This is a genomic window from Rhizobacter sp. P5_C2 (genome assembly GCF_054049715.1).
Window position 1 is genome coordinate 1 of sequence record NZ_JBFULV010000013.1, and the last position, 15145, is coordinate 15145.

10 protein-coding genes, 2 tRNA genes and 3 rRNA genes are annotated in these 15145 nt (G+C 63.2%); 4 read left to right on the forward strand and 11 right to left on the reverse strand.

The features are described from left to right. Positions 1-1856 (forward strand): FtsX-like permease family protein (locus ACXJLU_RS06490; protein ID WP_457329630.1); only part of this gene is annotated, 1856 nt, incomplete at its 5' end. A gap of 12 nt (positions 1857-1868) precedes the next feature. On the opposite strand, the gene ACXJLU_RS06495 is transcribed toward ACXJLU_RS06490, so the two are convergent. Further along, entirely contained in the window at positions 1869-2384 is a 516-nt protein-coding gene (locus ACXJLU_RS06495) for a M48 metallopeptidase family protein (protein WP_457329631.1), read from the reverse strand. 68 nt (positions 2385-2452) lie between these two features. On the opposite strand from ACXJLU_RS06495, the gene ACXJLU_RS06500 reads away from it, so the two are divergent. After that, positions 2453-3019 (forward strand): DUF1415 domain-containing protein, encoded by a 567-nt coding sequence (locus tag ACXJLU_RS06500; protein WP_457329632.1) that lies wholly within the window; start codon positions 2453-2455, stop codon positions 3017-3019. Between the two features lie 43 nt (positions 3020-3062). Here ACXJLU_RS06500 and ACXJLU_RS06505 read toward each other — a convergent pair whose 3' ends face one another. From ACXJLU_RS06505 to ptsP, 7 genes are all read right to left on the reverse strand, one after another. Continuing rightward, entirely contained in the window at positions 3063-3635 is a 573-nt protein-coding gene (locus tag ACXJLU_RS06505) for a hypothetical protein (RefSeq protein ID WP_457329633.1), read from the reverse strand. Positions 3636-3927: 292 nt separating this feature from the next. Continuing rightward, a 5S ribosomal RNA gene (rrf, locus tag ACXJLU_RS06510) occupies positions 3928-4040 on the reverse strand. Between the two features lie 211 nt (positions 4041-4251). Further along, a 23S ribosomal RNA gene (locus ACXJLU_RS06515) occupies positions 4252-7128 on the reverse strand. A 338-nt stretch (positions 7129-7466) separates the two neighbouring features. After that, positions 7467-7542, reverse strand: a tRNA-Ala gene (locus tag ACXJLU_RS06520). A gap of 9 nt (positions 7543-7551) precedes the next feature. Further along, positions 7552-7628, reverse strand: a tRNA-Ile gene (locus ACXJLU_RS06525). Between the two features lie 86 nt (positions 7629-7714). After that, positions 7715-9245 (reverse strand): 16S ribosomal RNA (locus ACXJLU_RS06530). Together the 16S, 23S and 5S rRNA genes with 2 tRNA genes alongside form the textbook arrangement of a ribosomal RNA operon. Before the next feature lie 369 nt (positions 9246-9614). Beyond that, the gene (gene ptsP, locus ACXJLU_RS06535; protein ID WP_457329634.1) at positions 9615-11399 is read right to left on the reverse strand and encodes a phosphoenolpyruvate--protein phosphotransferase; all 1785 of its coding nucleotides are present in this window, start codon (positions 11397-11399) and stop codon (positions 9615-9617) included. 130 nt (positions 11400-11529) lie between these two features. Here ptsP and ACXJLU_RS06540 point away from each other — a divergent pair, with 130 nt between their 5' ends. Continuing rightward, entirely contained in the window at positions 11530-12375 is an 846-nt protein-coding gene (locus ACXJLU_RS06540; protein ID WP_457329635.1) for a GNAT family N-acetyltransferase, read from the forward strand. Positions 12376-12416: 41 nt separating this feature from the next. On the opposite strand, the gene ACXJLU_RS06545 is transcribed toward ACXJLU_RS06540, so the two are convergent. The 3 genes from ACXJLU_RS06545 to ACXJLU_RS06555 form a co-directional block, all read right to left on the reverse strand. Further along, positions 12417-12686 (reverse strand): HPr family phosphocarrier protein, encoded by a 270-nt coding sequence (locus ACXJLU_RS06545; protein ID WP_073468190.1) that lies wholly within the window; start codon positions 12684-12686, stop codon positions 12417-12419. After that, a complete protein-coding gene (locus ACXJLU_RS06550; protein ID WP_073468189.1) occupies positions 12655-13104 on the reverse strand; it encodes a PTS sugar transporter subunit IIA in 450 nt (149 codons plus the stop codon). The genes ACXJLU_RS06545 and ACXJLU_RS06550 overlap by 32 nt, the downstream gene beginning before the upstream one ends. A gap of 166 nt (positions 13105-13270) precedes the next feature. Further along, the gene (locus tag ACXJLU_RS06555; protein ID WP_457329636.1) at positions 13271-13789 is read right to left on the reverse strand and encodes a hypothetical protein; all 519 of its coding nucleotides are present in this window, start codon (positions 13787-13789) and stop codon (positions 13271-13273) included. Positions 13790-13828: 39 nt separating this feature from the next. Here ACXJLU_RS06555 and ACXJLU_RS06560 point away from each other — a divergent pair, with 39 nt between their 5' ends. Next, complete coding sequence (locus tag ACXJLU_RS06560; RefSeq protein ID WP_457329637.1) at positions 13829-15079, forward strand: CaiB/BaiF CoA transferase family protein; 1251 nt, start codon at positions 13829-13831, stop codon at positions 15077-15079. Positions 15080-15145: the final 66 nt, after the last annotated feature.

Consider the following 15145-nt stretch of genomic DNA (forward strand, 5'->3'; position numbering starts at 1 on the left):
GCCCGAGGGCGTGGCCCGAGGGCGTGCGCGCGGCGTCGCCGGACGAAGCGGCGCAGCGTGTCTCGAACGTGTCGCGCGCCTACCGCGTGAACCTGACGGTGCTGGCGCTGGTGGCGCTGTTCACTGGCGCGTTCCTGGTGTTCTCGATCCTGTCGCTGTCGGTCGCGAAGCGGCAGCCTCAACTCGCGCTGCTGGGGGTTCTTGGCCTCGGCGGGCGCGAGCGGTTGCAACTGGTGCTGGCGGAGTCGGCGCTGCTCGGGGTCGCCGGCAGCGTGCTCGGGCTGGCCCTCGGCACCGGGCTCGCGGTCTTGGCGCTGCGGCTGCTGGCCGGCGACCTGGGCGGCGGCTACTTTCCCGGCGTCGCGCCGCACCTGCAGTTCAGCGCGCTGGCGGCGCTGGCGTATGGCGGCTTGGGCGTAGCGGCCGCGCTGGTCGGCGGCTGGCTGCCCGCGCGGGCCGCGCAGCAACTGGCGCCCGCGCTGGCGCTGAAGGGGCTGGGCACGCAGCAGGGCCGCGCGGCGCGCTGGCCGGGGCCGGCCTTGCTGGCCGCGGGGGTCGGGCTGGCGTTGCTGCCGCCGATCGCCGAGATCCCGCTCGCCGCGTATCTCTCGGTCGCGTGCCTGCTGCTGGGCGGCATCGCCTGTGTGCCGGTCGGCGTCGCGGCGCTGCTGTCGGTGCTGAAGCCGTCGACACGGCCGCTGGCGCTGCTGGCCATCGAGCGCGCACGCCATCAGCGCAACACCGCGACGATCGCAGTCGCCGGCGTCGTCGCGAGCCTGAGCCTCGCGGTCGCGCTGACGGTGATGGTCGCGAGCTTCCGCGATGCCGTCACCCAATGGCTGGACACCGTGCTGCCGGCCGATCTTTACCTGCGCGCAGCGGCCAACGCCGGCGGCAACGATGTGGTGACGCTGCCGCCGCAACTGCTGCAGCGCGCGGCGGCGATCGGCGGCGTGCTGCGCGTCGAATCGCAGCGGGTGTCGGTGGTGCAGCTGGATCCGCAGCGGCCGGGCGTCGTGCTGATCGCGCGGCCGTTGTCGCAGCCCGAGAAGGAACTGCCGCTGGTCGGCGAGCTGCTGCCGTTGCCGGCAGGCGAGCGCGCCGCCTACGTCAGCGAGGCGATGGTGAGCCTGTACGGCGCGGCACCGGCCACGCGCCTCGACCTGCCGCTGCCGAACGGGCAGCGCGCGCGGCTGTTCGTGCGCGGCGTGTGGCGCGACTATGCGCGCCAGCATGGGGCCGTGACGCTGCCGGCGGCCGACTATCAACAGCTGACCGGCGACACGCAGGTCAACGACATGGCGCTGTGGCTGGCGCCGGGCACCGATGCCGCTGCGGTGCAGGCGGCCCTGCGGGCCGCGGCGCAGGCGAGCGGGCTCGACGGGCGGCTGCTGGAGTTCGCGTCACCGGGCGAGATCCGCGCGCTCTCGCTGCGCATCTTCGACCGCAGCTTCGCGGTCACCTACTGGCTGCAGGCGGTCGCGATCGCGATCGGGCTGTTCGGCATCGCCGCCAGCTTCTCGGCGCAGGTGCTGGCGCGGCGCAAGGAGTTCGGGCTGCTGGCCCACCTCGGGCTGACGCGCCGGCAGGTGCTGGCGGTGGTGTCGATCGAAGGCGCGGTGTGGACCGCGGCGGGCGCGCTGCTCGGGCTGTTGCTGGGGCTGGCGGTCAGCGTCGTGCTGGTGAAGGTCGTCAATCCGCAGAGCTTTCACTGGACGATGGACCTGCTGCTGCCCTGGGGGCGCCTCGCGGCCTTGTGCCTGGCGGTGATCGCCGCGGGCACGCTGACGGCCTGGTTGTCGGCCCGCAGCGCGGCCGGGCGGCAGATGGCGCTGGCCGTCAAGGAAGACTGGTGACGGCGCTGCGGATCAGGGCTCGCGCGGTGCCTGCGATTCACATTCGCGCCAGGTGAGCCAGGCGCGCAGGTCGAACTCGAGCTGATGGTAGTCGGGCGCCATGTGGGTGCACAGCTGGTAGAAGGCCTTGTCGTGCGCGCGCTCCTTCAGGTGGGCGAGTTCATGCACCACGATCATCTTCAGGAAGTCGGCCGGTCCGGTGCGGAACACCCCGGCGATGCGGATCTCGCGCTTGGCCTTCAGCTGGCCGCCCTGCACGCGCGAGGTCATCGTGTGCAGGCCGAGCGCGTGCTCGACGACCTGCAGCTTGTTGTCGAACACCACCTTGCTGAGCGGCGGCGAGCTGCGCATGAAGCGGTTCTTCAGCGCCATCGTGTAGTCGTACAGCGCGCCATCGGTGCGGACCTCGTGCAGGTCGGTGTAGCGCGACGACAGTCGCTCGCCGAGCGTGCCGGCGTCGAGCAGGTCGCGCACCTGGGCTTGCAGAGGCTCGGGGTAGCCGGTCAGGTACTTCAGCGGCGGGGGCATGGGGCTGTTCAGGCGGGCGAGGCACGCAGTGTGCCAGCACGGTCGGCCGCACCGGCGACAATCCGCGGATGGACATCGATGCAGAGGCCGTGACGGCCGAAACCCGCGCGTGGGTCAACCGCGCCGTCGTCGGGCTGAACCTGTGCCCGTTCGCGAAGGCGGTGCAGGTCAAGGACCAGATCCGCTATGTGGTCAGCGAGGCGACCGACGAAGAAGTGCTGCTCACGGTGCTGTGCGACGAGATGCAGCGCCTGATCGACACGCCTGCCGACGAGATCGAGACCACCTTGCTGATCCATCCCGGCGTGCTGGGCGACTTCGAAGCGTTCAACGACTTTCTCGGCATTGCCGAGGCGGCGGTCGACGACATGGGGCTGGAAGGCGTGTTGCAGGTCGCCGCTTTCCACCCCGATTTCCAGTTCGGCGGCACCGAGCCCGACGACATCACGAATGCCACCAACCGCTCGCCCTGGCCCACGCTGCACCTGCTGCGCGAGGAGAGCATCACGCGCGCCGTCGACAGCTTCCCGGACCCGGACAGCATCTACGAAACCAACATGCGGACGATGCAGACGCTGGGCGTGGCCGGGTGGCTGGCGCTTCAGCAGGCTTGCAAGCGCGACGCGAAGGGATGAGCGTCGCGCCGTGAGTCGGACGGCCTGGCTGGACGTTGGACGCTCAGTTCGTCGCGAAGCAGTAGAAGAGGCCGGCACCGCCGGTCGCCTTCAAGGCATCCGGGCTGCAGCCGCGCGACGGGTGCGACGAGTTCCACGACTTGGCGGGCGCTTGCTCGTCGAGGCCGGTGCGGTCGTGGTGGCCGACGATCGCCGAGCCCTCGCCGCTCTGCGTCCAGTTGCCGCAGGTGAGATTCTTGTCGCCGGTCGCGACGCGGCCGTCCGGGGTCGAGCCAGTCAGCATGTCGTGCAGGTTCGGCGTGTCACCGCGGCCGTTGATCACGTCACCCTTCTCGGTGAGGGCGGTCTGCTTCGTGAGGGCATTCGCGCCATGCAATTCGTCGACGCTGTTGGCGATCACGACGCCGCGGGCGTTCTTCCACGGGCCTTTGCCAATGCGATCACGCGCATTCACCGGCGTCGTGCCACCAGATGCATCGGCACTGAGGTAGGCGCGCCAGTCTCTGTCGCCGGCGCCGACAGCCGTCGCGAGTGCCTTGCAGTATTGGTCTGCACCGGCCAGCCCGCCGAGGTCGGCCCCTTTGCCGGGATTCGCGCTGGTGACGAAGAAGGTCATCGGACTCTGGGGGGATGGCTTGCTCGCGCAAGCGGCGAGCATCGCGACTCCGGCAATGCATCCCAGGGCCATCCAATGGCGGGCGATGGTCATGGCGCGTCCTCGGTGAAGTTGTTGGAGCGCAGCAGGGTAGTGCATGACCCGGCGAGCAGCAATGCGGGTAATGCTTGGAAGCAAACTCGCCCGCGATGCGTATACCGCAGTTCAACTATTTCCACTCAACCGATTCCCGTTGCCCCAAAAGCGAAACCCCCGTCACCTTGGGAGGAGACGGGGGTTGGCTTTATTAATAGCCTGACGATGTCCTACTTTCACACGGGAACCCGCACTATCATCGGCGCTGAGGCGTTTCACTGTCCTGTTCGGGATGGGAAGGAGTGGGACCACCTCGCTATGGTCATCAGGCTTAACTTGTTGCCGCCGAGCTGGATCTTGTGAGATTCAGCTTTGCAGCCAATTGGTAGAGTCGACGCTTCGTGGATTGGAATCACACGAGCGTAATCAGCATGGCTTGATCGACGAATCGATCTGGAACTTGATTGCGTCCAAGGATATTCGTTGGAAGAACTGCACAACGCTTGTCCTCAGACAGCTTTGATCGTTGGATCAAAGTTATAGGGTCAAGCCTCACGAGCAATTAGTACTGGTTAGCTTAACGCATTACTGCGCTTCCACACCCAGCCTATCAACGTCCTGGTCTCGAACGACTCTTCAGGGGGCTCAAGGCCCCGGCAAGACTCATCTTGAGACGAGTTTCCCGCTTAGATGCTTTCAGCGGTTATCTCTTCCGCACATAGCTACTCGGCGATGCCACTGGCGTGACAACCGATACACCAGAGGTGCGTCCACTCCGGTCCTCTCGTACTAGGAGCAGGCTCTCTCAATCTTGCAGCGCCCACGGAAGATAGGGACCAAACTGTCTCACGACGTTTTAAACCCAGCTCACGTACCTCTTTAAATGGCGAACAGCCATACCCTTGGGACCGGCTACAGCCCCAGGATGAGATGAGCCGACATCGAGGTGCCAAACACCGCCGTCGATATGAACTCTTGGGCGGTATCAGCCTGTTATCCCCAGAGTACCTTTTATCCGTTGAGCGATGGCCCTTCCATACAGAACCACCGGATCACTTTGTCCTACTTTCGTACCTGCTCGACTTGTCAGTCTCGCAGTCAAGCACGCTTATGCCAATGCACTATCAGCACGATTTCCGACCGTGCCTAGCGTACCTTCGAACTCCTCCGTTACGCTTTGGGAGGAGACCGCCCCAGTCAAACTGCCCACCATACACTGTCCCCAACCCGGATAACGGGCCAAGGTTAGAACCTCAAACACACCAGGGTGGTATTTCAACGTTGGCTCCACGACACCTAGCGGCACCGCTTCAAAGCCTCCCACCTATCCTACACAGATCTGTTCAAAGTCCAATGTAAAGCTACAGTAAAGGTTCATGGGGTCTTTCCGTCTTTCCGCGGGGAGATTGCATCATCACAAACATTTCAACTTCGCTGAGTCTCTGGAGGAGACAGTGTGGCCATCGTTACGCCATTCGTGCAGGTCGGAACTTACCCGACAAGGAATTTCGCTACCTTAGGACCGTTATAGTTACGGCCGCCGTTTACTGGGACTTCAGTCAAGAGCTTGCACCCCATCATTTAATCTTCCAGCACCGGGCAGGCGTCACACCCTATACGTCGACTTTCGTCTTTGCAGAGTGCTGTGTTTTTAATAAACAGTCGCAGCCACCGATTCTCTGCGGCCTCATTGGGCTCCCCAAGTAAATGGTTCACCTACTAAAGGCACACCTTCTTCCGAAGTTACGGTGTCAATTTGCCGAGTTCCTTCTCCAGAGTTCTCTCAAGCGCCTTAGAATACTCATCTCGCGCACCAGTGTCGGTTTGCGGTACGGTCGTATGTAGCTGGAGCTTAGTGGCTTTTCCTGGAAGCAGGGTATCACTCACTTCAGCGGCAAGCCGCCTCGTTATCACGCCTCATCTAAGCTGCCCGGATTTGCCTAGGCAGCACGACTACACGCTTGAACCGGGACATCCAACACCCGGCTGAGCTAACCTTCTCCGTCCCCACATCGCACTACATATCGGTACAGGAATATTGACCTGTTTCCCATCAGCTACGCATCTCTGCCTCGCCTTAGGGGCCGACTCACCCTACGCCGATGAACGTTGCGTAGGAAACCTTGCGCTTTCGGCGAGGGGGCTTTTCACCCCCTTTAACGCTACTCATGTCAGCATTCGCACTTCTGATACCTCCAGCAGCCTTCACAAGCCACCTTCACAGGCTTACAGAACGCTCTCCTACCACTTGCTATTGCTAGCAAATCCGCAGCTTCGGTAACTGGCTTAGCCCCGTTACATCTTCCGCGCAGGACGACTCGATCAGTGAGCTATTACGCTTTCTTTAAATGATGGCTGCTTCTAAGCCAACATCCTGACTGTTTTAGCCTTCCCACTTCGTTTCCCACTTAGCCAATTTTGGGGACCTTAGCTGGCGGTCTGGGTTGTTTCCCTCTTGTGTCCGGACGTTAGCACCCGGTGCACTGTCTCCCAAGCTGTACTCATCGGTATTCGGAGTTTGCAATGGTTTGGTAAGTCGCCATGACCCCCTAGCCATAACAGTGCTCTACCCCCGACGGTAATACTTGAGGCACTACCTAAATAGTTTTCGGAGAGAACCAGCTATTTCCAAGTTTGTTTAGCCTTTCACCCCTATCCACAGCTCATCCGCTAGTTTTGCAACACTAGTCGGTTCGGACCTCCAGTAAGTGTTACCTCACCTTCATCCTGGCCATGGATAGATCACTTGGTTTCGGGTCTACACCCAGCGACTGAACGCCCTATTCGGACTCGATTTCTCTACGGCTTCCCTATTCGGTTAACCTTGCCACTGAATGTAAGTCGCTGACCCATTATACAAAAGGTACGCCGTCACCCTTGCGGGCTCCGACTGTTTGTATGCATGCGGTTTCAGGATCTATTTCACTCCCCTCCCGGGGTTCTTTTCGCCTTTCCCTCACGGTACTAGTTCACTATCGGTCGATTACGAGTATTTAGCCTTGGAGGATGGTCCCCCCATATTCAGACAGGATTACACGTGTCCCGCCCTACTTGTCGCACGCCTAGTTCCACACCCTACATTTTTCATACGGGGCTATCACCCGCTATGGCCGGACTTTCCATTCCGTTCTGATATGCAAGATGCTAAAACGTGCAGGCTCTTCCGATTTCGCTCGCCACTACTTTCGGAATCTCGGTTGATGTCTTTTCCTCGAGCTACTGAGATGTTTCAGTTCACCCGGTTCGCCTCGCATACCTATGTATTCAGTATGCGATGACCTTACGGTCGGGTTTCCCCATTCGGAAATCTCCGGATCAAAGCTAATTTGCCAGCTCCCCGAAGCTTATCGCAGGCTATCACGTCCTTCGTCGCCTGTAATCGCCAAGGCATCCACCACATGCACTTAGTCACTTGACCCTATAACTTTGACGCCCACTTGTGCTGGGCATCGGTCAATGACTGTTTGAGTATTTCGCGTTATGCCGTTCTTCAAAACTCGCTTCGATCGATTTCTCGATCAACTCAAGTTGAATATCTGTTGACGCAATCAAGTTCGTCATCGGCGGCACGGTGCATCCCTTTCGGTCTGCTTTCCGCCGACAACGCTGATTTTCGACTCTACGAATTGTTAAAGAGCAACAGCCGATTCTTTCGAACCGCTGACGAAAACAGCCTGGTGAGAACACCAAGCTGCTTGCGTCAGCGACGATTTCTTCTTCTTCAAGAGAACGCCTTCTTCAAAGACGTTGGTACATTGGTGGAGGATGACGGGATCGAACCGACGACCCCCTGCTTGCAAAGCAGGTGCTCTCCCAGCTGAGCTAATCCCCCGATGGAAGTTGGTGGGTCTAGTTGGGCTCGAACCAACGACCCCCGCCTTATCAAGACGGTGCTCTAACCAGCTGAGCTACAGACCCTTGTTCCGGATTGAACCGTTCTCTTGAACTGTTGTCACAACAGCCGATAAGCGTGGGCGCTAAAAATTGAGCACCATTTTTTCCAGAAAGGAGGTGATCCAGCCGCACCTTCCGATACGGCTACCTTGTTACGACTTCACCCCAGTCACGAACCCTGCCGTGGTAATCGCCCCCCTTGCGGTTAGGCTAACTACTTCTGGCAGAACCCGCTCCCATGGTGTGACGGGCGGTGTGTACAAGACCCGGGAACGTATTCACCGCGGCAAGCTGATCCGCGATTACTAGCGATTCCGACTTCACGCAGTCGAGTTGCAGACTGCGATCCGGACTACGACCGGTTTTCTGAGATTAGCTCCCCCTCGCGGGTTGGCAGCCCTCTGTACCGGCCATTGTATGACGTGTGTAGCCCTACCCATAAGGGCCATGATGACCTGACGTCATCCCCACCTTCCTCCGGTTTGTCACCGGCAGTCTCATTAGAGTGCCCTTGCGTAGCAACTAATGATAAGGGTTGCGCTCGTTGCGGGACTTAACCCAACATCTCACGACACGAGCTGACGACGGCCATGCAGCACCTGTGTTCTAGCTCTCTTTCGAGCACGAAACCATCTCTGGTAACTTCTAGACATGTCAAGGGTAGGTAAGGTTTTTCGCGTTGCATCGAATTAAACCACATCATCCACCGCTTGTGCGGGTCCCCGTCAATTCCTTTGAGTTTCAACCTTGCGGCCGTACTCCCCAGGCGGTCAACTTCACGCGTTAGCTTCGTTACTGAACAGCAAGCCGTCCAACAACCAGTTGACATCGTTTAGGGCGTGGACTACCAGGGTATCTAATCCTGTTTGCTCCCCACGCTTTCGTGCATGAGCGTCAGTACAGGTCCAGGGGATTGCCTTCGCCATCGGTGTTCCTCCGCATATCTACGCATTTCACTGCTACACGCGGAATTCCATCCCCCTCTACCGTACTCTAGCCATGCAGTCACAAATGCAGTTCCCAGGTTGAGCCCGGGGATTTCACATCTGTCTTGCATAGCCGCCTGCGCACGCTTTACGCCCAGTAATTCCGATTAACGCTTGCACCCTACGTATTACCGCGGCTGCTGGCACGTAGTTAGCCGGTGCTTATTCTTCAGGTACCGTCATTAGTCCAAAGTATTAGTTCAGACCGTTTCTTCCCTGACAAAAGCGGTTTACAACCCGAAGGCCTTCTTCCCGCACGCGGCATGGCTGGATCAGGCTTGCGCCCATTGTCCAAAATTCCCCACTGCTGCCTCCCGTAGGAGTCTGGGCCGTGTCTCAGTCCCAGTGTGGCTGGTCGTCCTCTCAGACCAGCTACAGATCGTCGCCTTGGTAGGCTTTTACCCCACCAACTAGCTAATCTGATATCGGCCGCTCCAATTGCGCGAGGTCTTGCGATCCCCCGCTTTCACCCTCAGGTCGTATGCGGTATTAATCCGGCTTTCGCCGGGCTATCCCCCACAACTGGGCACGTTCCGATATATTACTCACCCGTTCGCCACTCGCCACCAGGATTGCTCCCGTGCTGCCGTTCGACTTGCATGTGTAAGGCATGCCGCCAGCGTTCAATCTGAGCCAGGATCAAACTCTTCAGTTCGATCTTGATAAATTACTCAAAGAATTGAAGTGAACTTCACTTCTATGAGCGTTTAAGGTCCATGAGACCTCGAGTCTTGCGACTCTTCGGCACTCGCCTTCTAACGCCCACACTTATCGGCTGTTAATTTTTAAAGAGCTGCAAACCGGCTTCGCCGTCTTGCTTTGCTGTCCGATCTATCTCGTTCAGCGCAGCCTTAGACTGTAGCACCTTTTTGCTCGACTTCAACAACTTGCTTGATTTTTTTCGTCCGCCGCTTTCGCCGCCTGCCGAAACCAATCTGTTGCCTTGGTCGCTCCGTTGATCAGTGATCAGCGAAGACCACGACTATAGCATCGAATTTTCGGCCTTCGCGAGGCTGTCACGAAATTACTGCTGGATTCCGACGGTCTGCAGGCTCGCCTGAGCCCGCCGGCATACCGATGCCGGGTCGTCGCTCTGAAGAATGGTGGGCAGCAGCGATGCCAGGCGACGGGTATCCGCCCGCAAGACGCGCTGCTTGATCGACGAGATCTGCGACGGGTGCATCGAGAAGTTGCGCAGCCCCATCGCCAGCAGCAGATCGGTGAACTCAGGATCCCCCGCCATTTCGCCGCACACGCTGACCCCCTTGCCCGCCGCTCGCGCAGTCGTGATGGTCTGTGCGATCAACCCCAGCACCGCGGGGTGCCAGGGGTCGTAGAGGTGCGCCACCGCCTCGTCGGCGCGGTCGATCGCCAGGGTGTACTGGATCAGGTCATTGGTGCCGATCGACACGAAGTCGAAGTGCTTCAGCAGCAAAGGCAGCGCAAGCGCCGCCGCCGGCACCTCGATCATGGCGCCGACCTCCACCTCGCCGCACGGCCGCCCCGAATCCGCCAGCTGCTGCCGGGCCCGGTCGAGCGCCTCCAGGAACATCCGCACTTCGCTCAGGTGCGCCACCATCGGTACGAGGATGCGCACCGGCCCGACGGCCGCCGCCCGCAGGATCGCCCGCAGTTGCTGCCGAAACATGCCCGGCTCCGACAGGCTCCAGCGGATCGCTCGCAGCCCCAGCGCGGGATTCAGCGCATGCTCATGCCTCAGTTCATTGACCGACATGCGGTCGAGCTGCTTGTCGGCACCGATGTCGACCGTGCGGATCGTCACCGGCAGGCCCCGCATCGCCTCGATGGCCGCCCGGTACGCCTCGTACTGCTCGTCCTCGCCCGGCAACTCGCTGCCGCGGTTCATGAACAGGAACTCGCTGCGGAACAGCCCCACGCCGACCGCCCCCGCCTCCAGCGCCCCGATGGCATCCACCGGCAGCTCGATGTTGGCCTGCAGCTCCACGCGCTCGCCATCCATCGTCACCGCCGGCGTGTGGCGCAGCCGCGCCAGGCGGTCGCGCTCAAGCCCGCTCTGGCGCTGCCTGAAGCGGTATTCCTCGAGCACGATCGGCGACGGGTTGACGATCACCGCCCCGCAGTCACCGTCGATCACCACCCAGTCGTCCTGGCGGATGATGTGGCTCGCCTCGCGCGCGCCGACCACGGCCGGGATGTCCATGCTGCGCGCGACGATCGCGGTGTGCGAGGTCTTGCCGCCCACGTCGGTGATGAAGCCGGTGAAGATGCTGCGCTTGAACTGCAGCATGTCGGCCGGCGCGATATCGTTCGCCACCAGCACCAGCGGATCCTCGCCGCCGAAATCGCGCGGGCTCACGCCCGGCGCCGGCGCCGAATCCGACAGCGGCCCGCGGGCCATTGCCCGCAGCAGGCGCTCGACCACCTGCTCCAGGTCGGCCTTGCGCTCACGCAGGTAGTCGTCTTCCATCTCGTCGAACTGGCGCGCCAGCACCTCCAGCTGCGCCGACAGCGCCCACTCGCCGTTGTAATGGCGCTCCTGGATCCAGTTCTTGGTCGCGCCGGTCAGTGAGTCGTCGTGCAGCAGCATCAGGTGCACGTCGAGCAGCGCCGACAGCTCGCCCGGCGCATCGGCGGGCAGTTCGCGCTGCAGCGTCGTCAGTTCCTGGGCGACCGCATCGCGCGCCGTGCGCAGCCGCTCGATCTCCGATTCGACCTGCGACGCCTCGATGAAATAGTGCGCGACGTCGACGCGGCTCGACGCGACCATCACCGCGCGGCCGATCGCGACACCCCGTGACACCGGCAATCCGAAGACCTGGAAGCTCATGCAGACGATCGTAGCAGCGGGCGCTCCGCCCGCATGCAGGGAAACACGCAATGTCATCTGCGCGTCATCCCGGGTTCATGGACGCGTCACCGTGCGCATCCACCATCTCGGCAGTTCACAGGAGAAAGCCATGAGGGACCTGCCCCTGCCGACGATGCCTCTGTCCGATTTGCGTGGTGACACGTCCCGGAGGTCACTTCACGAAAGCTCACACACTCCACAAGCGCGCCGGATCGATGCTGCTCAGCTGGAAATTGTTTGGGCACGCGATGAAGACGAAGTTCGCCAGGCGCAGCGCCTGAGGCACCTGGTTTTCGCTGAAGAGATGGGCGCACGCCTGAGCGTGCCGCACGGCTCGCCGGCGGGGCACGACATCGACATGTTCGACCCGTTCTGCGAGCACCTGCTGGTGCGCGCCCCGGGCGAGGGTGGCGAGCCGGGCCCGGTGATCGGCACCTACCGCGTGCTGACGCCGGACTCCGCACGCCGCATCGGCGGCCTGTACAGCGAGACCGAGTTCGACCTGACCCGGCTGCGCCCGCTGCGCTCGACGATGGTGGAACTGGGCCGCTCCTGCGTGCACCCGGCCTGGCGCTCGGGCGGCGCGATCCTCGCGCTGTGGGGTGCGCTCGCCGAGTTCATGGTGCGCAACAAGCTGGACACGATGGTCGGCTGCGCGAGCGTCAGCATGCGCGACGGTGGCCATTTCGCCGCCAGCCTGTGGGAGCAGCTGCGCCACACGCACTTGGCGCCGATCGAGCTGCAGGTGCGCCCGCGGCTCGCGCTGCCGGTGGATGAACTGCAGCACGACCTCGTGGTCGAGGCGCCGGCACTGATCAAGGGTTACCTGCGCTGCGGCGCGAAGGTGCTGGGCCCACCGGCCTGGGATCCTGACTTCAACACCGCCGACCTCCCGATGCTGATGCGCATCGCCGACCTGCCGCAGCGCTACCGCAAGCACTTCCTGGGACAGTGAGCGACCGGGGCCGCGGCCCCGGTGCTTCGCCCGCTACGGCGTCACTCGCCTTCGCCGAACTTGTCGTTGATCAGCGCGACGAGGGCCTGCATCGCCGCTTCTTCGTCGGCCCCGGAGGTTTCGAGCTCGACCTGGGTGCCGATCCCGGCGGCCAGCATCATGACGCCCATGATGCTCTTGGCGTTGACCTGGCGGCCGTTGCGGCTCATCTGGACCTCGCACTGGAAACTGCCGGCAAGCTTGCTGAGCTTGGCCGAGGCACGCGCGTGCAGGCCGAGTTTATTGCTGATGGTGATGCTGGTTTTGGTCATTTCCGCCTGGTTTGAAGGCCTGGTTCTGCGGACGTGCGGAGGCCACCTGCATCACGCCCTGCGTGGCGCCGGCCATCGCACGTGCCGCCATCGCGTCGAGGGATTCGTCGGCATAGCAAAGAGAACGCCACAGCATCGGCACGTTGACGCCGGCGATGACCTTCACGTGCAGGCCGTCGGCGAGGCGCTGCGCCACGTTGCAGGGGGTTGCGCCGAACACGTCGGCGAAGATCAGCGCGTCGGGGTTGCTGACGCGGCCCAGCATCTCGCGCGCCTGGCGCTCGACCTCCTCGACCGGCGTGCCGGGCAGCACGTCGAGCGCCTCGAGCAGCCGCGCACAGTCCGGGAAGGTGTGCTGTGCCACCGCTTTCAGCGATGACGCCAGCGGCGCGTGGGCAATGATGAGAAGACCGGGCATGGTTTTCGATTATCGGCAGTTCGAGCCGCCGACTTGGTGGCTGAGGCCAACCGCGCGGCCTCGTCTCGCCACAAAAACCACAGATGTGCACCAAACCAGCATCCCTCCACAACGCTGGAGCGTGGTCGCGCGCTGACACGCGCTGTCACACGGCGCCCGCCCGTCGTCATCCCGCAAGCTTCAACCCGTCGAAAAAGGCGTCGGCGGCCGAGGCATCCACGCGCGCGCCGAGCACGGTCGCCTGGTAGACGACGGTGCCCTTGACGAAGAACAGCAGTTCCTCGCGCACCACGCTGCCGTCCGGGAACCGACCGTCGACACGCACCCGCTGCGCCAGCGGATTCGGCGTCATGCCGGCCACCACGGCAGCACCGGCGACGACGGGCGTGCCACCGAGGTTGCCGACGGCAGCCGTGCGCAGGGCCTCGATCGTCGCGGCGACGCGCGCCGGATCCTGCACGTCGGTGAAGCTGAGGGCGAAGGTCGCCCCTGCGGCCTGGCACGATTCCAGATTCAGCTTCAGCGCGGCGCCGGCCAGCGGCACGGTACGCGCATCCTGCGACGGCCGGCACGGGAACAGCGCAAGCACCCCGCCGCCGGCAGGTCGCACTTCGCGCCAGTCGAGCGAGGGCGTGCAGGCCGCCACCACCAGGCAGGCGGCAGCACAAAGACGTGGGATTCGCATCGGCCGATTATCCCGGCCCGCAGCGCCACAATGGCCCGCATGAGCACCACCTCCTCCACGCCCCTGCCGCTGTCGGGCATCCGCGTCCTCGACCTGTCGCGGGTGCTGGCCGGCCCCTGGTGCACCCAGACGCTCGCCGACCTGGGTGCCGACGTGATCAAGGTCGAGCGCCCGATGCGCAACGGCAGCGGCGGCGACGACACCCGCGGCTGGGGCCCGCCGTTCCTGAAGGCACGCGATGGCGAGGACACCGCCGAGGCGGCCTACTACCTCGGCACCAACCGCAACAAGCGTTCGATCACGGTCGACATCGCGCAGCCGGAAGGCCAGGCGCTGATCCGCCGGCTGGCGTCGCAGTGCGACGTCTTCATCGAGAACTTCAAGGTCGGCGACATGGCCCGCTACGGGCTCGACGCCGCATCGCTGCGGGCGCTCTACCCGCGCCTCGTCTACTGCTCGATCACCGGCTTCGGCCAGACCGGCCCCTATGCCGACCGCGCCGGCTACGACTACGCCATCCAGGGCATCGGCGGCCTGATGAGCGTGACGGGCGAACGCGACGACCTCCCCGGCGGCGGTCCGCAGAAGGTGGGCGTCGCGGTGGCCGACCTGTTCACCGGCATGTACGCGAGCGTCGCGATCCTGGCCGCGCTGCGCCACCGCGATGCGACCGGCCAGGGCCAGGCCATCGACATGGCGCTGCTGGACACCCAGGTCGCGATGCTCGCCAACCTGGGCGCCAATTTCCTCGCCACCGGTGTCGCGCCAAGCCGGGCGGGCAACGCCCACCAGAACATCGTCCCCTACCAGGTGTTCGAGACCTCGGACGGCCACATGATCCTCGCGGTCGGCAACGACGGCCAGTTCGCCAAGTTCTGCGAGGTGGCCGGCCGCCCGGAGCTGGCCGCCGACCCGCGCTTCGCCCGCAATGCCGACCGCGTGCGCCATCGCGCCGTGCTGGTGCCGCTGCTGGCAGCGCTGATCGCGGCCCGGCCCCGGCAGCACTGGCTGTCCGCCCTCGAAGCGGCGAAGGTCCCCTGCGGCGCGATCAACGACCTGGCCGAGGTCTTCGCCGATCCACAGGTGCAGTTCCGCGGCATGACGGTGCCGATGCCGCACCCGCTGGCCGACACGCTGCGCGTCGTCGCGAGCCCGATGAAGCTGTCCGATACGCCGGTGCAGTACCGTCGCGCGCCGCCACTGCTGGGCGAGCACACCGACGACGTGCTGGCCGAGCTCGGCTGGTCCGATGCCGAGCGCGCCGAACTGCGTCGCCAGAACATCCTGTAACAGACACCGCGACACCCCCGAGGTCGGGGGATTTGCGCGATCGGGGGGTGACCACGCCCATCTGCC